This window comes from Candidatus Tectomicrobia bacterium (genome assembly GCA_016192135.1).
In the GTDB taxonomy this organism is placed as follows: Bacteria; UBA8248; UBA8248; order UBA8248; family UBA8248; genus 2-12-FULL-69-37.
The window spans coordinates 118,289-134,653 of sequence record JACPUR010000019.1 but is presented as its reverse complement, the minus strand read 5'-3'; the positions used below and the strand labels follow the sequence as shown (position 1 = coordinate 134,653).

The following is a 16,365-nucleotide window of genomic DNA, read 5'->3' as shown; positions in this document are numbered from 1 at the left end:
ATTCCTGGCAAAGAGGGGCCGGCTCAGCCCTAAGTCACTCATAGGAGCGTAGCGTCTCGACCCGCGCCACACCCGGAACCCGGGCGCGTCGTATCCCCCACGAAAGCGGATGATTAAATCCTGAATCTGCCGTGTGGCTGCGGAAAGAGATGCCCCGGCCATCATCGCCCGTCATGTACGGGCCATCCCGCTCTTTTCGGAGGTGCGTCATGAAACGGACCGCAATCCTGGCCGCCGCGCTCGCCCTCTCCCTCGCCGCGCCCCTGGGGGCAAGCGCGGGCGGGCCGGAGCCCCTTCTCCTCGCCGCCCGGGGCGGGGGCGGAATGGGGGGCGGAGGCCGGATGGGAGGGGGAGGCGGCGGAGGCTTCGGTGGAGGAACCGGGGGCGGCCAGATGAGGGGACCCGGCGAGAGCCGGTCCCTGCCCCCCGGCGAGGTCCAGGGGGTTCAGGAGCAGCAAAGAACGAGGGAGCGTCCGCCGGGGAGCATGGCGCCCGCCCAGCCCCAGCCCCCCGCGGGCGAGCCGCAGCAACAGCAGTAGCCCTCTCGGTGCAGTGGGATTGAGATCGGCAGGGGCGAACCTTGTGTTCGCCCCTATTTCTTATCCGGCCATCTCCCCTACGGAAAACATGGTTCTGCCGCCCGTGATTTATCGGCGGGGATCACAATCGGAGGAATTTCGTTTCAACCTCGCAAAAAACTTCCGCAAGACCTTATCATCTTTAAGGACAATCATTCGGCCGTTCGCCAAGTCCTGCGCTCCTTTGTCCAACTCCTCCAACAAACGGTCCATCGAAAAGCCCTCGGCGATGCCGCTCGCCTCGCCTCGGGCAAGTTCCTCGTGCAACGCTTCGAGCTTCGGCCGCCGCATTTCGTCGTCCTTGTCCATTGCCCCCCTCACGCCGCCTGCCTTCCGTGCCCGTTCCTTCCGTTCTTCTTGGCCTCCATCGCGGCGCGGGCGACGCGCTCGGGGGTGACGGGGAGGTCGAGGAGCCTCGTCCCGATCGCGTCCCCCACCGCCAGCGCCACCGCCGCCGGGGCGTTGTTGCAGGGAGGCTCCCCCACCCCGCGCGCCCCCCAGGGGCCGTCCCCCTCCCCGCACTCGAGGATGATGGACTGGAACTCCCCGATGTCGGAGGAGGTGGGGATCAGGTACTCGTGGAAGCTCTGGGAGCGGCAGACGCCCTTCTGCATGGTGATCTCCTCGTGCAGGGCGTAGCCGATGCCCATGACGGCCCCTCCCTCGAACTGGCCCTCGACGCTGATGGGGTTCAAGGCCCGGCCCACGTCGTGGCAGGCCACGTGGCGGAGCACCTGCACCTCGCCCGTCTCGGCGTCCACCTCGACGTCGGTGGCGTGGACCCCGAAGGTGTAGTCCGCCCAGCCGCCCAGGCCCCCCATGTAGCGCTGGGGGTTCTCGTAGACGTGGGGGGGGAGGTTGAGGTTCTGGGTGCAGTGGAGCTGCTGCTTGAGCTCCTTCGCCTTGGCCACGACGAGGTTCATCTTCACCCGGCGCTCGGGGGCGGAGGCCACCCAGGCCTCGCCGCCCGCCATGCGCACGTCCTCGGCCGCGGCCTCCAAGAGCGCGCCCGCGCCCTTCAAGAGCCCGTTCTTGATGGTCTCTGCCGCCGCGCGGACCGAGTTGCCCGCCATCAGGGTCTGCCGGCTCCCGGCCGTGATGCCCGAGAGCGGCGTGGTGGCCGAGTCGGAGAGGTGGATGCTCACCTGGCCGAGCCCCAGGCCCAGCTCCTCGGCGGCGATGGAGAGTAGCGTCGCCCCCTGGCCCGCGCCGATGTCGGGGGCGCTCACCCGCACCACGGCGCTCCCGTCGTTCTCCATGTGGACGGCGGCCTCGGCCGCGTCGAAGGGGCGCCCGTAGCCGGTGATGTTGGCGGCGACGCCCCGGCCGATGCGCTTGCCGGGCCGGGCCTGGGGCCGGGGCCCGAGCGCCTTGAGCACCGCGCCGAGGCAGCCCTCCAGGTTGGGCGAGTTGACGATGGGCTGGCCGGTCGGGAGCTTGCCCCCCTTCTGGATGAAGTTGCGGCGCCGGAGCTCCATCGCATCCATGCCGAGGGCCTGGGCGGCCAGCTCGAGCTGGCTCTCGTAGGCGAAGCAGACCTGGTTCGAGCCCACCCCGCGCATGGCGTTGGTGATGGGGTTGTTGGTGAGATAGCCGTGGGCGCGCACCCGGACGTTCTCGATCTCGTAGGGCCCGGCGGCGATGCACATGGCGCCCAGCAGGAAGAGGTTGGTCTTGTGCGGGTAGGCCCCCGCGTCCCCGACGATGTCGGCGTCCACGGCGAGAATCTTCCCGTCGCGGCTCACGCCCGTGCGGTAGCGCATCTCGAAGGGGTGCTTCTTCATGGTGGAGCGGATGCCGTGCTCGCGGCCGATCACCATGACGGCCGGGCGCTTGGTCTTCCAGGTCAGGAGGGCGAGGTAGGGCTCCACCGTCATCACCCCCTTGGCCCCGAAGCCTCCGCCCACGAAGGTGCCCAGCACCCGCACCTTGCTGTGGGGGAGCCCCAGCACCGCCGCCACCGCCCGGTAGTTCTCGATGAGCTGGGTGCCCACCCGGATGGTGACGACGCCGTCCGCGTCGATCCAGGAGGTGCCGGAGGCCGGCTCGAGGAAGGCGTGCTCGGCGAGCTGGGTGCGGTAGGTGCGCTCGATCACCACGTCGGCCCTCGAGAGCGCTTCCTCGGCGTTCCCGCGGCGGACCTCGAAGTCGCACACCTTGCGCGCCTCGGCGCCGGGCTCGGTGTGGCGGGTGGTCCAGACGCCCTCGGCCGCCTCGATCTCGACCTTGATGGCGGCGATGGCGGCCTCCACCGCATCGCGCGTCTCGGCCCCCACGAGGGCCAGCACGTCCCCGGTGTAGCGGATATCCTCCTTCGCGAAGATGGGCTGGGAGGGGTGGGGCGGGTAGCCCGAGCCGTAGTGCTCGTTCTTGCCCGGCACGTCCTTGGCCGTGAGGACGGCCGCGACGCCGGGGACGCGCTCGGCGGCCGAGGTGTCGAGCCTCTTGAGCTTGCCGCAGGGCACCGGACTGTAGAGGAGGCCGCAGTGCAGGGCGTTGGCGGGGATCTGGTCCTCGCCGTAGGGAAGCGACCCGTCGGCCTTGGGCAGGGCGTCGAAGCGCGGGTTGGGCTTGCCGACGATGGCGAACTCGCTCATGCGGAACCTCCGAAGCGGATTGGCGCGGGGAGCGGCGAGCCGCGGGGCTCGCGCGGGCCGGTGAATTAGCGGACCTTTTGGACCGAAATCAGCGGGTCCGGTTTTGCCCATATTCATACAATTTCCGGCCCGCCCCGGGAAGTGCCCCTATGGACACGCCTCCGGAGCGGGGGCTAAGATGGCGCCCCAAAACGGCTTACGAAAGGAGCCCTCCATGGCAGGAAACCTCGGCTTCGTGGACCCCACGGCGGGGGGGAGCAAGAAGAGCGTCCCCAAGGCGCCCCGCCCCGCGGCCCTCTCCGGCAAGGTGGTCGGGCTCCTCGACAACACCAAGGAGCAGGCCGACATCATCCTCCAGACCCTGGGCGACCTCCTGCGCGAGCGCTACGACGTGTCGAAGGTCGTGATGCGCCGCAAGGAGCACTACTCGAAGCCGGCTCCCGACGATCTGATCGAGGACATGGCCAAGGAGGTGGACGTCGCCATCGCGGCGCTGGGGGGGTGAGGGTCCTGCACGTTGTGCAGTGTGCACGACACGGTCGAGTTCGAGAAACGGGGCGTCCCCGCCACCACCATCATCACCGAGGCCTTCAAGAACGCGGCGGACTTCCAGTTCAAGGGCAAGGGCATGGCCGGGCATCCCTACGTCCAGCTTCCCCACCCGGTGAGCAACCTCCAGCCCCACGAGATGCGCGCCGTCGCCGCGCGCTACCTCGACGAGGTGGTGAGCCACCTGAAGGCGTGAGGGGGGGGCGATGATTTCCGTAGGGGCAGGCCCCCGTGCCTGCCCCGGCCGGGGCGGCCACGGGGGGCCGCCCCTACAGGTGGACATGGCGGTTTGTCGTAGGGGCGTTCAATTGAACGCCCCTACGAATTTGGGCGGAGCAAATTGATTCCAGGAGGAGGCCCCGTGCGCGCGTTCAAGGAGATCCGCTACGAGGAGGCGGACGGCCTCGCCACCGTCACCCTGGACCGCCCCGAGCGCCTGAACGCCCTGGGCATGAACATGGCCGGGGAGCTGCGCGCCCTCTCCCTCGCGCTGGCGGAGGAAAAGGGCGTGCGCGCCGTCATCCTGACCGGAGGGGGCCGCGCCTTCTCCACCGGACGGGACCTGAAGGAGAGCGCCGCGCACACCAAGGAGGAGGCCGACCGCTTCCAGCTCACCGGCATGGAGGCCGTCACCCTGTGGGAGCGCCTCCCCATGCCCACCCTGGCCGCCATCAACGGCCCCTGCTTCGGCTTCGGGATGGAGATCGCGCTGGCCTGCGACATGCGCCTCGCCGCCGAGGACGCGGTGCTCTGCTTCCCCGAGTGCGCGCTGGGCATCTTCCCCGGCGCCGGGGGCACGGTGCGCCTCCCCCGCCTCCTCGCCCCCGGGCTCGCGGCCGAGCTCATCTACACCGCCAAGCGCTTCGACGGCAGGGAAGCCGAGCGCATCGGCTTCGTGAACCGCGCCCACCCCAAGGAGCGCCTCATGGAGGAGGCCCGCGCCCTCGCCGGCCAGATCCGCGACAACGGCCCCCTCGGGGTGCGCGCCGCCAAGAAGGTCATCCAGAACGCGGCCGAGATGGCGCTGCCCCAGGCCATCGAGTTCTCGAACGCGCTCAGGCTCCCCCTCAACTACACCCGGGACTTCGCCGAGGCTCTCGCCGCCTTCCGCGAGAAGCGCAAGCCGGTGTTTAGGGGCGAGTAGGGCGGGAGGAGGCTTCCCCAGAAAGGGTTGCTTCTTCCACATATTTCAAATATACTTGAAATATGGAAATGAGAGCCGCTTCTGATTCCGTCGAACGCCTGGCCGCCCTGGCCCACGGGGCGCGGCTGGCCCTCTTCCGCCTGCTGGTCCAGGCGGGGCCGGAGGGGCTGCCCGCAGGCGAGATCGGCCGCCAGCTCGGGAGGCCCCCGAACTCCGTCTCCTTCCACCTCGCGCGCCTGCGCCACGCGGGCCTCATCACATCCGAGCGGAAGGGGCGGAGCATCGTGTACGCGGCGAGCTACGAGACGATCCGGGGGCTGGTGGACTACCTGACCGAGAACTGCTGCGGGCGGAGCGCCGAGGGGTGCCCGCCCGCCTGCAGGCCGGAGGACTCCAACGATAACCGCCGTTCATGAGAGCCGAAAAAAGGATCGCCATTGCCGCCGGCCGGACGAAGATGAGGAGGCGCAAGAATGAGAATCCATCGACTCGAGGGAAGGGAAATCGGGAAGGCGCTGGCCGTGGGGGTTCTCGTCTCGCTGATCCTATCGGCCGTGATGGTCCCGGCCTTCGCGCTGGGTCTCGCGCCCATGCCCAAGCAGCCGAGCCTGGCCTTCGCCGAAACCCTCCTGGGCCGCCCGCTGCCCCTCCCGGTGGGGCTTCTCTTCCACGTGGCCTACCTGACCTTCTGGACCCTGGCCTTCGTGGTGTTGTTCCGAGACAACCTGAGCTTCTGGAATGCCCTCGCGCTCAGCCTTTTCCTGTGGGTGGTGATCCTGGTGGTTTTCTTCCCGTTCATGGGGTGGGGGTTCCTGGGCCTGGGCGTGAGCCCAAAGCTGATCCCGGCTTCCCTCGTGCCCCACGTCCTGTATGCCGTCGTCCTCTGGGGGTTGTGCCGGTGGGCCTTCGCAAGGTGACGGCGGCAGCGTCGAAAGAGCTTCCATGAAGCTCCGCGAGACCTTCCTCCAGGCCGTGGTCCTGGTCCAGGCCGAGGACGACGCGCGCGAGGCCTGGCTCGCCATGAACCGCAAGAACGCGCCCTGGGTGGCGGTCTTCGAGGGTGTCCGCCCGGAGGGCGGCCGGCTGGTGGGGCTGCTCGACGGGAGGGACCTGGAGGGGGCCCTGGCGCCCGAGGTGTTCGTGACGGCGGGCGACCTCGCCGCCGGGGAGCGGCCCAGCCGGCGGGCCATCCGCCTCTCGCCCGACGGCGAACTCGAGGAGGCGCTGGCCCAGCTCGGGCTGGCGGGGGCGGACGCGGGCTTCGTCGAGGGGCGGGGCCGGCCGCCGGGGGTGCTGGTCCGGTGAAGGGGCGGGTTGGAAGCCCGCCGCTGGGAAGAGGTCGGCCATGCTGCGGGTGAATGACTCGAAAATACCCCCTCCCGCCGGGCCTTCGCCCGCCGAAGCGGGCTTCGCGAAGGCGGCTAGAGGGGCTTCGGCCCGCATAGGCGGGAGGGGGCAGGGGGAGGGAAAGCCGCAAATGGGCGCTCCCCCACCCCAACCCTCCCCCGGAGGGGGAGGGGGGAAGTCCAATTCATGAACGCCTCTAATATTCTCTAAAGACGACGCCAGAGAAATGGGGTGGGAGAAAAACGGCGCCCCCTACTCGATCCCCGCCGAGGCCCCCGCGGGCTTCTCGCCGTAGTAGGCGCTGTAGCCCATGTCGCGCGCGATGAGGCGGATGAGGTCCTCCTCCGTCGCCTGCTTCTCCACCCGCCGGGCCAGGTGCTCCATCGCCCGGGTGCGCTGCCAGGGCGCCCCCTCGGACTCGGAGGCCCCGGGCCGGTTCCGGAGGACGCGCCAGACCCGCACCTGCGCGCGGTAGGCCGCCGCCTCCTCCACGAGCATGAGCTGGAGGCGGGCCTCGGGGGAGGGCCGGAAGAGGTAGCCGATCTGGGTCTGGACGCTGCGCTCGGCGTGGGTCGCCTCGTGGGCGATGAGGGCGGCGAGGAAGTCGAGGGGCGCCTCATCGAGGTCCCGCGAGACGGTGATGGCCCGGGAGCGGTGGTCGAAGCAGGCCGAGGCCTGGGTGCTCTCGATGGCGATCCGGCACGTCCCGAAATGGAGGCGGACGCCGCCCCGCCGGATGAAGGCGGCGAGCGGCCCGCCCTCGGGCACGGATTCGAGCAGCCGCAGGGCGCTCTCGAGCCGGGGCGGGATCTCGGGCTCGGTGCCGGCCTCCCGGGGAACCAGGGAGAGGAAGAAGAGGGCGGCGGCCAGTGCAAGGAACCGGGGCTTCGAGCGGGGCATGCTGGCCCCCCGGCGGCGGCCGGGCCGCGCAACGCGCGCGGATGAATCTCCTGCCCCTGTGTGTACCGCCCGCGCGGGCCCCTCACAATGCGGGAATGCCCGCAACGTAACGGGGAATTAACCTTCGCCGGCGGAGGAAAATCCCCGGGAAAAGGACTCGGGGGCCGGGGGCAGGATGTGCTAGAGTCGGCCCGCGCCGGGCGGGGGTGCGGCCCGCCCCCCGGCCGAGAAGCCGGCCCCCCGCGCTTCGCCCCTTCGCGCCGCGCCGGAGGAAGCGCGCCCCCCATGCTCACCGTCCTGCTGCTCGTCGCCTCGAACGTCTTCATGACCCTGGCCTGGTACGGCCACCTCAAGTTCAAGCAGACCGACCTCTGGAAGGTGGTGCTCCTGAGCTGGCTGCTCGCGTTCTTCGAGTACTGCCTCCAGGTGCCCGCCAACCGGTGGGGGCACGGCCTCTTCACCGCCTCCCAGCTCAAGATCCTCCAGGAGGCCATCACCCTCACCGTCTTCGTCGCCTTCGCCAAGCTCTACCTGAACGAGCTGCCCCGCTGGAACGAGGCCGTGGCCATCGGGCTCGTGTTCCTGGCCGTGGCGGTGGCCACCCTGCCGGGGGGAGAAGCGGCGCGGTAAAGGTAAGAGAAGGAGGGGTTTTCCCTCTCCCCCTGGGAGAGGGTAGGGTGAGGGCGGTCGGAGGGAGGGGGAGGAAGGCGCCGACAGCCGGGGGTGCCCTTGACCCTCCCCGTTTTCCCCCGCCTTGCCCGCCCGCGCGGGCATCCACTATCATGAACGGATCGCTGCCTGGGCCTTGAGGGCGCCGCTCCCCCCCATCCCGAGGAGAGCCATCATGGATTGGGTGAAAAAGCTGGGCTTCATCGTCCCCTCCTGGAACACCGTCATGGAATACGAGTGCGCCCGCATGGCCCCCGAGGGCGTCTCGGTCCACTTCACCCGCATCCACCACACGAACGACGAGGAGGAGACCCTCCTCCGCATGATCCACGAGGTGCCCCACCTGGCCGAATTGCTGGGCCACGCCAGGCTCGACGCCATCTGCTTCGGCTGCACGGGCGGGAGCTTCGTGCGCCCGGGCATGGACCTTGAGATCACCCAGGTCATCCAGGAGAAGACCGGCATCCCCGCCACCACCACCGCGACCGCCCTGGTCGAGGCCATGCGGGAGATGGGCATCGCGAAGGTGGCCGTCGCCTCGCCTTATCCCCAGTGGCTGAACGACCGCCTGGGCGGCTTCCTCAAGGACCACGGCATCGCGGTGGTGCGGGAGAAGGGCCAGAACGTCGAGTGCCCCGCCTTTCTCCCCCCCGGGAACGCCGAGGCCCTGGCCCGCGAGGTGGATGCCCCCGAGGCCGAGGGCATCTTCATCAGCTGCACCAACTTCCGCTCGCTGGAGGTCATCGACCGGCTCGAGCGCGATCTCGGCAAGCCCGTCCTCACCAGCAACACCACCGCCCTGTGGCACACCCTCCGGACGGCCGGCTACGAGGGCCGGGGCCGGCTCGGCGGGGCGCTGCTGCGCGAGCGCCTGAGCGCGGCGAGGAAGTAGGGCAAGAACAACCGCCAAAGGACGTCATTCTGAACGGAGCGAAGCGGAGTGAAGAATCTCGGTTCAAGGCCACACCGAGATTCTTCGCTTCGCTCAGAATGACAGCGCGAGCAGATCCTTAGAACGGGAAGATCGATGAATCCTCATCCGGAATTATTCACGGCCGATGACACCCCCTGGCTCGCCCGCGTGAAGGACGAGTTCACCGTGCGCGCCTCGGCGCGGGGCGTCTGCGGGATCGGGATGCTCCGCGAGGACGAGGCGGAGGGCGGGGAGGACGGCTCCCCCCTGGCGAAGAAGGCCCGGCGGGAGATCGCCGAGTACCTGGCCGGCAGGCGCCGCGCCTTCACCGTGCGGGCCGACCTCTCGGCCTGCACCCCCTTCGTCCGGGCCGTGCTGCGCGAGGCCGCCCGCATCCCCTACGGCGGGACGCGCTCCTACGGCTGGATCGCCCAGAAGATCGGCAGGCCCGGCGCCGCCCGCGCCGTGGGCCAGGCCATGGGCCGCAACCCCGTGCCCCTCGTCGTGCCCTGACACCGCGTCGTCGCGGGCTCGGGCGGGCTCGGGGGATTCGCGAGAGGGAAGAGGCTCACGGGGCTCAAGGCCGCGCTGCTGGAGTTGGAAGAAAGTGAGGGGCGGCGCTAGGGCTCATACCTCCTATGCACCGACCGGCTCCCGCCGCTCCAGCCGTGCATGAGGGCGCTGTGGGGGCCGGGGACGCCGCCCGCGACGATCACGTGGAGGTCGGAGGGGTCGCGCAGGGCGGGGACGAAGGCGCCGTCGTCGTCCAGGTCGATCGGAAGGCCCACCATCCGCTCCGGCCGGTAGTGGCCGGACTTCTTCAAATCCCCCAGTGGCCGCCCCGCGCGCTCCATCAGCCTCCTGTGGACATCCGCCTTGCTCCAGCCCGCCCGGGCGCAGATGGCCGCCTGCTGGGGGCTCAGCGCCACCACGAGGTCGGTCCGCGTCCACAGGTTCCAGGAGCCGAGGTGCGCCATGGCGTCCGCGATGGCCGCGCAGAGGGACTCGGGGCCGCGGCTCCCGTCGTCCACCACGAGCTGGGGGTTCTCGCAGGCCACGACGGTGACGGCGTCCGCCCCGGGGGGCGAGCCCTTGGTGACGGAGAGGGGCTCCCAGGGGCTCTCGGCCTCGTTCTCGGCGATGCAGTAGGTGTAGCGCGAGGGCTGGCCGAAGGTGCTCATGGAGGCCACCATCGGGATGCCCCCGCCCAGGTTCAGCAGCATGAGCCGGATGGCGCGGCCGATGGTGGCGTTGGCCCTAAAGCCCGGGCCGAAGCAGCCGCTCCCCCCGTGCAGGCCGATCTTCCGGGTGTAGGGGCCGTTCACGATCAGGAGCGGCGCCACGCTGTTGAGCGTCCCCTGGATGCCGTTCAGGTTGAAGGAATCCTCCAGCATCGCCTCGAGCCCGGCCAGCACCACCGGCAGGTACTCGGGCTTGCAGCCCGCCATGACGGCGTGGACCGCGACGGAGCGCACCGTCGCCTCCTCCATGAGGGGCGGGACGGGGCCGAGGGACTCCTCCGGGCCGCGCCGGGTGCCAGAGAGCATGCGCGCGATGCGATCTTCCGTGGGGATGACGACGGGCAGGCCGTCCGACCAGGGCTTCTCGAAGAAGAACTCGAATTCGTCGGGGGGCTGGGTCATGCTGGATTTCTCCCGCCCGCAAATAAATCGCGGCGCCATAGGGACAGACGCGATGGAACTGTGGTCACCCCTCTCCCTCTGGGAGAGGGGAAGGGGGTGAGGGAACATGACGCCGGGCACCAACCCTCCCTCACCCCGGCCCTCTCCCATAGGGAGAGGGAGAAAAGCAAGAACCTCCGACAAATCGCCGGATCGAAGGGCAGCCACAAGGACCGCCCTGGCAGCCAGCTGTAGCACCCGCGGTTCTCCCTCCCCCGCCGGGGGAGGATAGGGTGGTGGAAATTCCCTGACGGCTTTCCCTCCCCCCAGCCCCCTCCCGGAGGGAGGGGGAAAAGGCAACGGCTCGCGCCGGCGCGGATCTACACCCCATACCTCCCGTGCACCGCCCGGCTCCCCCCGCTCCAGCCGTGGAAGACGCCGGTGCAGGAGCCCCAGCCCCCGGCCACGATGAGCTGGAGGTCGGAGGGGTCCTTGATGGCGGGGACGAAGAAGCCGTCGTCATCCGGGTCCACCTTGATCGGGAGCTCCCGCGCCCGGCTCTCCCGCCAGTTGCCGCCCCTCTTCAAGTCCCCCACCGTCCGGCCCGCCAGCTCGCGGAGCCTCCGGTGCACGTCCTGCCGCGAGAGGCCGCCCTTGGCGCAGATGCCGGCGTGCTGGGGCCCCATGGCCACCACCATGTCGGAGCGGGCGTGCATATTCCAGGACCCCAGGCCGGTCATGGCGTCGGCGATCCCCGCGAGCAGGCGCCCGGGCCCGGCGCTCGTGTCGTCGAAGTGGAGGCGCGGGCCCTCCACCATGGCGCAGGTGATGACGTTTTCGTCCGGCCCGTAGCCCTTGGAGGCGGCCAGGCTCTCCCAGGGGCTCTGCTCGATATTCTCGGTCACGCAGGCGGTGTAGCGCAGCGGGCTCCCCAGGACGGTCATGGAGGAGACGCCCGGGATGCCGCCCCCCAGGTTGGTCAGGATGAGGCGGATGGCGCGGCCGATGGTCGCGTTGGCGCGGAAGCCCGGGCCGAAGCAGCCGTTCCCGCCGTGTAAGCCGATCCGCCTGGCGTGGGGGCCGTTCACCATCATGAGGGGGGCCACCCCGTGCATGGTGCCCTGCACCCCGTTCAGGTTGAACTCCTCGCGGAGGATGAGGGCGAGGCCCCCCAGCACCACCGGGAGGTACCCGGGCTTGCACCCCGCCATGACGGCGTGGGCGGCCACGGCGCGAACGGTGGCCTCCTCGTTGGCGGGCGGGACAACCCCAATCAGCTCCTCGGGATCGCGCCTGGTTCCCGCGAGCATGCGCCCGATGCGCTCCTCCGTCGGGGTGACGACCGGGAGGCCGTCCGACCAGGGCTTCTCCAGAAAGAACTCGAACTCGTCCATGGGATCATCTTCCGGGAATCAAGGGCTGTTGTAGGGGCGGGGTTTGTCCCCGCCCTGATTCGTCTCGCCGGATCGAAGGGCGGCCACGAGGGCCGCCCCTACATTCCGCGCGCCTCCTACCCCTCGAACGCCCGGCTCACGATGCGGCTGGTGCCGTTCCAGCCGTGCATCACGGCCGTCATGGGGCCGGGCACCCCGCCCGCCACGATGACGAGGAGCCGCTCGGGCTCCTTCACGGTCGGGACCCAGAGATCGTCGTCCTCGAGGTCGACCGGGAAAGGGAAGTCCGCGATCCGGCTCGGGCGGAACTGCCCGCCGCGCTTGAGCTCGCGCACGGTGCGGCCCGCCAGCCCGCAGAGCCGCCGGTGGACGTCCGCCTTGCCCAGGCCGGCCTTGGTGCAGATGGCGGCCTGCTGAGGGGTGAGGGCCACCACCTGATCCGTGCTGGCCCAGACGTTCCAGCAGCCGAGATGGGACATCACCTCCGCGACCGGGGGAAGCAGGCGGTCCGGCGAGGCGCTGGCGTCGTCCCAGACCATGACCGGGCCCTCGGCCGCCACGGCGGTCGCCACGTTCTCCCCGGGGCCGAAGCCCCGCGTGACGGAGAGGGCTTCCCAGGGGCTCTCGGCCTCGTTCTCGGCGATGCAGTAGGTGAAACGCGCGGGGTGAGAAAACGAGCTCATGGCGGTGATGCCGGGAAGGCCCGCGCCCAGGTTCATCAGGATGAGGCGGAGCGCCCGGCCTATCGTCGCGTTCGCCCGGAAGCCCGGGCCGAAGCAGCCGAGCCCCCCGTGCAGGCCGATCTTCCTCGCATAGGGGCCGTTCACGATGAGGAGGGGCGCGGCCGGGGCGAGGGTGGCCTGCACGCCCGCGATGTTGAAGGCCGGGTCGAGCACGGCCTCCACCCCGGCGAGGAGCACGGGCAGGTACTCAGGCTTGCAGCCGGCCATCACGGCGTGGACCGCCACCGAGCGGACCGTGGCCTCCGCCAGCCCGGGCGGGACCTGGCCGAGCGCCTCCTCCGGATCGCGCCGTGCGCCCTTTAACATGGCGGCGATGCGCGCCTCGGTCGGGGGGACGACCGGGAGGCCGTCCGACCATTCCTTCCCGAAGAAGAACTCGAACTCGTCCATGGGGGGACCGCTCATTCGCAGACTGGGCCCGGTCGTGGTGTAGGGGCGGCCCCCTGTGGCCGCCCAGGGCAGGCACGGGGGCCTGCCCCTACAGCATACTGCTGCTAGGCCGGGCGGGCTCTCAGTTCTTCTGCCCCGCCCCCGCGATGGCCCGCGCCAGGTCCTCGGCCAGGGGCGAGCCCAGGTGCACGAGGCGCGCGTGGTCGTGCCGGGCGAGGCCGAGGTTTCCGAGCGCGGCGTGGGCGATGCCCCGGTACTCCAGGGCCTCGGCGTAGACGGGGTTGATCCGGAGCGCCTGGTCGTAGGCGGCGAGGGCCTCCCGGTGGCGGCCCTGCTGGCGCAGGCTGTAGCCCAGCAGGGTCCAGGCGCGGTGGTCCATGCGGTTCTCGTCCACGGCCCGGCGGAAGAGGACGGCCGCCCGCTCCCACTCCCCGGCCTGGAGCATGAGGCGGCCCTGGTCGTAGGAGGCGCCCTGCGGGTTCGGCGCGGGATGGCGGGCGGGGTCGTAGGCCTGGGCGGGGATGGCCAAGGCCAGGGAGAGCAGGAGCGAAAGTGCGAGCGCTGCGAGCCTCATCCGGACATCCTCCGGGAGAAAGGGTCCGGCCCGCGGCATGCGCCGTCGCGCGTGGGGGCCGATCTCGGTTTGGGCGTTTGTGCTCGGCGAGCCGGCTGAACTATAACGCGAGTCCCGAGGGAATGCATCCGACCGGCGCGCCACCGGCTTTCGAGGAGAGACGCCATGCACATCCATCCCGACCTGCCCCATCTCAAGGAAGGCGCCGCCGCCGCGCACACCCCCGCCTCCGCCGCCTGGGTGGACGGCCGCAACGCGAGCATCGGCTACCTCCGCATGGCCGCCGGCACTTTCTCGAACCCCCACTTCCACGACGAGGAGCAGTTCCTCTACATCACGAAGGGGAGGGCGCGCGTCGCGGTGGAGGGGGAGGTGGCGGAGGCGGGCCCTGGGGCCCTCCTCCATTTCCCGCCCCGGGCGGTGCACGAGGTGATGGCGCTCGGGGAGCCGCTGGAGTTCGTCCTCTCCCTCAACCCGGCCCGCGCGGGCGGCAAGGTGAGCGCTTACGAGGCCACGGGGGAGAAGGCCAGGAGCCTGCTGCGGGGGTAACTTTTAGCAATCCTTCGGTCATGCCTGAGAAGGCCGCGCCGAACGAATGGGATCGGTGCCTTCTCGCAAGATCTCCAAGTAGGGTTGATATACAAAAGAGCGATTACGCTTTCGACCCGGCAATTCCCGCAGCAATCCTGATTCGGCGAACCGCCTGCACAGTTCTATCGCCGTTTGATGAGAGACTTTAAGCATGTTAGCAACCAGAGGAGCCGTAACGATCGGCCTCTCGAACAAGAACTGAAGAAGCGGCAAAGAATGCTTGCTCTTGAGCCGGGGCAAGGAAAGCATTTTTTCATGGTCTTGCCTCATGCGGACGATTGCCCTGGCTGTCATGGCCGCTTGCTCTGCGGTTTCCACAACACCATCAAGGAAGAAACGTACCCATCCCTCCCAGTCGCCCTGCTCTCTTGTGACCATAAGCATCCGGTAATACTCATCCCGTTTCCGTTTAAAATAATAACTTAGGTACAAGAGAGGCCGTTCCAGGACATTTTGTTGACACAGCATGAACGCGATTAAGAGACGACCCATGCGACCGTTCCCATCGATAAATGGATGGATCGTCTCAAACTGGGCATGTGCAAGGGCGCAACGAATGAGGGGTGGATCGGATTGATTTTCACGGATGTATCCCTCGAAATCATGAAGAGCCTCTTTCATCTCATGAACTGGGGGGGGCACATATGCTGCTTCTGCGAGTGTGCATCCTTCTGGTCCAATCCAATTCTGGCTCCGCCGGAATTCGCCTCGACCGCTGCCCGAACCCCGGACTCCCTCCAAAAGGAGGCCATGAATCTCGCATATCAGCCTAAGCGATAGCGGAAGGGTTTTCACCCTCTCCAATCCATAACGGAGAGCCCGTGTGTAATTGACCACCTCCATTACGTCCATTCTTCGTTCGCGGGTTGGCTCTACGACTTCCGCTTCCAGCACATCTGTCAAGGAAGCTTGGGTCCCCTCAATCTGAGAACTTAGCAGCGCTTCCTTCAAGCCATATGCTGAGATGAACCGCTCCGGGTCTGGCAGAATCGAGCCCACGCCATCCAACCTTGCCAGTGCCCGGTCAGCCTTAGACAATAAAAGTTGCAGTTCATTTTCTAGGCGAAGCGGCGGCGTCGGAGGAAGAGGAGAAGGAATAAATGCGCTATATCCGGCGGGTTGCCGGATATAACGTCCCCCCCGAAATCCCACGCCTGTGTTGGGCCGCTTCAATTGCTTTCCTTTCCCACCCGCCAAAGATGTAAATTTCCCTCGATAATTTAGCCCAAATCCGTGACAATGTAAATAAAACAGAGAAAACTTACATAAGAAATTGGCTATGTAAGCAAGTCGAGCCAACCCGGGAAGGATCTTCATTTTATGTAAATTAAATCAATATGTTACATGAGCACATTGTCTTGGGGGGCAAGTTCCAAATAAGCACAAAATCTTGAGGCGAATACCTTGCCTCACCTTTTCGGCAGCCGCACCTCGGAGAGTCGCCAGGACACCAGCCCGTCCCGCCGCAAGACCAGGACAATCTCCCGGCCGGGCCGCGCCCTCTCCCGGACGCGCACGGCGAAGCGGTCCGGGCTCTCGTGGCGCCTGGAGGCCTCCACCTCCTCGGTCCGCTCGGGCGTCCAGTGGCGCAGCCAGAGTTCCAGGCCCTCGGGGGTGACCAGGGCGTCCACCGTGAGGCCCGTCAGGCGCGCCGCCAGCGACAACAGGAAGGGGGCGATGAAGTCGTCCCGTCCCTTCTCTTCGGCCTGGCCCAGGACTGCCCCGGCCTGGGACTTCAGGTTCTCGCGCAGCGCGGGGAAGTTCACGTAGCGGGAGAGCGCGGCCGCGTCCTTCTCCCGGACGGCGCGCTCCATCCGGGTGACGGCGGCGTAGGGCGAGAGATAGACGAGCGCGGCGGCGGTGAAGATGATTCCGGCGATGAGGAGCGGGACCGTCCTGCGGAGGGACATGGAGGCGCCTTTCCCCGGCGGCGCGGCCGGAGACATTATAGCGTAGCCTCGGGCCCGTGTTTCTCTCGTCCTTTTTCGGCTTTACTTGACAAGCGACGCTTGTCGCGCCTGAATCAGGCTGTATGTTGCTATTCGCCGAAGGGGGGCCGACCATGCCCATGTACGATCCGCCTCATCCCGGTGGATTTGTCCGGCATGAGTGTTTGGAGCCCCTCGGCCTCACCGTCACCGAGGGGGCGAAGGTCCTCGGGGTGACCCGCCAGGCCCTGAACAACCTGGTCAACGGCAAGTCCGGCATCTCGCCCGAGATGGCCATCCGGCTCTCCAAGGCCTTCGGCAGCACCCCGGAAGTCTGGCTGGGCATGCAGATGGATTACGACCTCTGGCACGCCAAGCAGCGCGCCCGCAAGATCAAGGTCAAGCGGGTGGCGTAGGCCCGGCCGG

The 16,365-nt window shown here is 68.5% G+C and carries 21 protein-coding genes; 12 read left to right on the top strand and 9 right to left on the bottom strand.

The annotated features are described in order from the left end of the window. The first annotated feature begins 209 nt into the window (after positions 1–209). On the top strand, positions 210–539 hold the full coding sequence (locus HYZ11_09345; GenBank protein ID MBI3127795.1) for a hypothetical protein: 330 nt from the start codon (positions 210–212) through the stop codon (positions 537–539). 108 nt (positions 540–647) lie between these two features. Here the strand turns inward: HYZ11_09345 and HYZ11_09340 are convergent, their stop codons facing one another. Both HYZ11_09340 and HYZ11_09335 read right to left on the bottom strand, forming a co-directional pair. After that, positions 648–887, bottom strand: coding sequence for a hypothetical protein (locus tag HYZ11_09340; GenBank protein ID MBI3127794.1), 240 nt, complete (start codon positions 885–887; stop codon positions 648–650). A gap of 8 nt (positions 888–895) precedes the next feature. Continuing rightward, positions 896–3,175 (bottom strand): xanthine dehydrogenase family protein, encoded by a 2,280-nt coding sequence (locus HYZ11_09335; protein MBI3127793.1) that lies wholly within the window; start codon positions 3,173–3,175, stop codon positions 896–898. 214 nt (positions 3,176–3,389) lie between these two features. Between HYZ11_09335 and HYZ11_09330 the strand changes: the two genes are divergently transcribed. The 6 genes from HYZ11_09330 (at position 3,390) to HYZ11_09305 (ending at position 6,173) form a co-directional block, all read left to right on the top strand. Beyond that, a complete protein-coding gene (locus tag HYZ11_09330) occupies positions 3,390–3,680 on the top strand; it encodes a hypothetical protein (protein MBI3127792.1) in 291 nt (96 codons plus the stop codon). Between the two features lie 12 nt (positions 3,681–3,692). Then, complete coding sequence (locus tag HYZ11_09325; protein ID MBI3127791.1) at positions 3,693–3,920, top strand: hypothetical protein; 228 nt, start codon at positions 3,693–3,695, stop codon at positions 3,918–3,920. Between the two features lie 165 nt (positions 3,921–4,085). Next, on the top strand, positions 4,086–4,868 hold the full coding sequence (locus HYZ11_09320) for an enoyl-CoA hydratase/isomerase family protein (protein ID MBI3127790.1): 783 nt from the start codon (positions 4,086–4,088) through the stop codon (positions 4,866–4,868). Positions 4,869–4,930: 62 nt separating this feature from the next. Then, a complete protein-coding gene (locus tag HYZ11_09315) occupies positions 4,931–5,284 on the top strand; it encodes a helix-turn-helix transcriptional regulator (protein ID MBI3127789.1) in 354 nt (117 codons plus the stop codon). A 57-nt stretch (positions 5,285–5,341) separates the two neighbouring features. Next, on the top strand, positions 5,342–5,785 hold the full coding sequence (locus HYZ11_09310) for a hypothetical protein (protein ID MBI3127788.1): 444 nt from the start codon (positions 5,342–5,344) through the stop codon (positions 5,783–5,785). Positions 5,786–5,810: 25 nt separating this feature from the next. Then, positions 5,811–6,173, top strand: a complete 363-nt coding sequence (locus HYZ11_09305) for a hypothetical protein (GenBank protein MBI3127787.1) — start codon at positions 5,811–5,813, stop codon at positions 6,171–6,173. 294 nt (positions 6,174–6,467) lie between these two features. Here HYZ11_09305 and HYZ11_09300 read toward each other — a convergent pair whose 3' ends face one another. After that, positions 6,468–7,115 (bottom strand): hypothetical protein, encoded by a 648-nt coding sequence (locus HYZ11_09300; GenBank protein ID MBI3127786.1) that lies wholly within the window; start codon positions 7,113–7,115, stop codon positions 6,468–6,470. 285 nt (positions 7,116–7,400) lie between these two features. Between HYZ11_09300 and HYZ11_09295 the strand changes: the two genes are divergently transcribed. The 3 genes from HYZ11_09295 to HYZ11_09285 all read left to right on the top strand — a co-directional run bounded on the left by HYZ11_09295 (position 7,401) and on the right by HYZ11_09285 (position 9,321). Then, the gene (locus HYZ11_09295; GenBank protein MBI3127785.1) at positions 7,401–7,745 is read left to right on the top strand and encodes a DMT family protein; all 345 of its coding nucleotides are present in this window, start codon (positions 7,401–7,403) and stop codon (positions 7,743–7,745) included. A 214-nt stretch (positions 7,746–7,959) separates the two neighbouring features. Next, complete coding sequence (locus HYZ11_09290; protein ID MBI3127784.1) at positions 7,960–8,676, top strand: maleate cis-trans isomerase; 717 nt, start codon at positions 7,960–7,962, stop codon at positions 8,674–8,676. Positions 8,677–8,919: 243 nt separating this feature from the next. After that, positions 8,920–9,321 (top strand): methylated-DNA--[protein]-cysteine S-methyltransferase, encoded by a 402-nt coding sequence (locus tag HYZ11_09285; protein MBI3127783.1) that lies wholly within the window; start codon positions 8,920–8,922, stop codon positions 9,319–9,321. Here HYZ11_09285 and HYZ11_09280 read toward each other — a convergent pair. From HYZ11_09280 to HYZ11_09265, 4 genes are all read right to left on the bottom strand, one after another. Further along, positions 9,318–10,340: a hypothetical protein gene (locus tag HYZ11_09280; GenBank protein ID MBI3127782.1), complete on the bottom strand. Its 1,023-nt coding sequence runs from the start codon at positions 10,338–10,340 to the stop codon at positions 9,318–9,320. The two genes, HYZ11_09285 and HYZ11_09280, sit on opposite strands and share 4 nt — an antisense overlap. 359 nt (positions 10,341–10,699) lie before the next feature. Beyond that, positions 10,700–11,713 carry a hypothetical protein gene (locus HYZ11_09275; GenBank protein ID MBI3127781.1) on the bottom strand — a complete coding sequence of 338 codons (1,014 nt, stop codon included), beginning with the start codon at positions 11,711–11,713 and terminating at the stop codon, positions 10,700–10,702. Positions 11,714–11,829: 116 nt separating this feature from the next. Further along, positions 11,830–12,846, bottom strand: coding sequence for a hypothetical protein (locus HYZ11_09270; GenBank protein ID MBI3127780.1), 1,017 nt, complete (start codon positions 12,844–12,846; stop codon positions 11,830–11,832). Positions 12,847–12,967: 121 nt separating this feature from the next. Then, the gene (locus HYZ11_09265; protein MBI3127779.1) at positions 12,968–13,420 is read right to left on the bottom strand and encodes a tetratricopeptide repeat protein; all 453 of its coding nucleotides are present in this window, start codon (positions 13,418–13,420) and stop codon (positions 12,968–12,970) included. Between the two features lie 165 nt (positions 13,421–13,585). Here HYZ11_09265 and HYZ11_09260 point away from each other — a divergent pair, with 165 nt between their 5' ends. Continuing rightward, entirely contained in the window at positions 13,586–13,969 is a 384-nt protein-coding gene (locus tag HYZ11_09260; protein MBI3127778.1) for a cupin domain-containing protein, read from the top strand. A gap of 18 nt (positions 13,970–13,987) precedes the next feature. On the opposite strand, the gene HYZ11_09255 is transcribed toward HYZ11_09260, so the two are convergent. Both HYZ11_09255 and HYZ11_09250 read right to left on the bottom strand, forming a co-directional pair. Further along, positions 13,988–15,328, bottom strand: a complete 1,341-nt coding sequence (locus HYZ11_09255) for a Fic family protein (GenBank protein MBI3127777.1) — start codon at positions 15,326–15,328, stop codon at positions 13,988–13,990. Between the two features lie 92 nt (positions 15,329–15,420). After that, positions 15,421–15,921 (bottom strand): DUF2939 domain-containing protein, encoded by a 501-nt coding sequence (locus HYZ11_09250; GenBank protein ID MBI3127776.1) that lies wholly within the window; start codon positions 15,919–15,921, stop codon positions 15,421–15,423. A gap of 152 nt (positions 15,922–16,073) precedes the next feature. Between HYZ11_09250 and HYZ11_09245 the strand changes: the two genes are divergently transcribed. Beyond that, positions 16,074–16,355: a HigA family addiction module antidote protein gene (locus HYZ11_09245; GenBank protein ID MBI3127775.1), complete on the top strand. Its 282-nt coding sequence runs from the start codon at positions 16,074–16,076 to the stop codon at positions 16,353–16,355. Positions 16,356–16,365 lie beyond the last annotated feature (10 nt).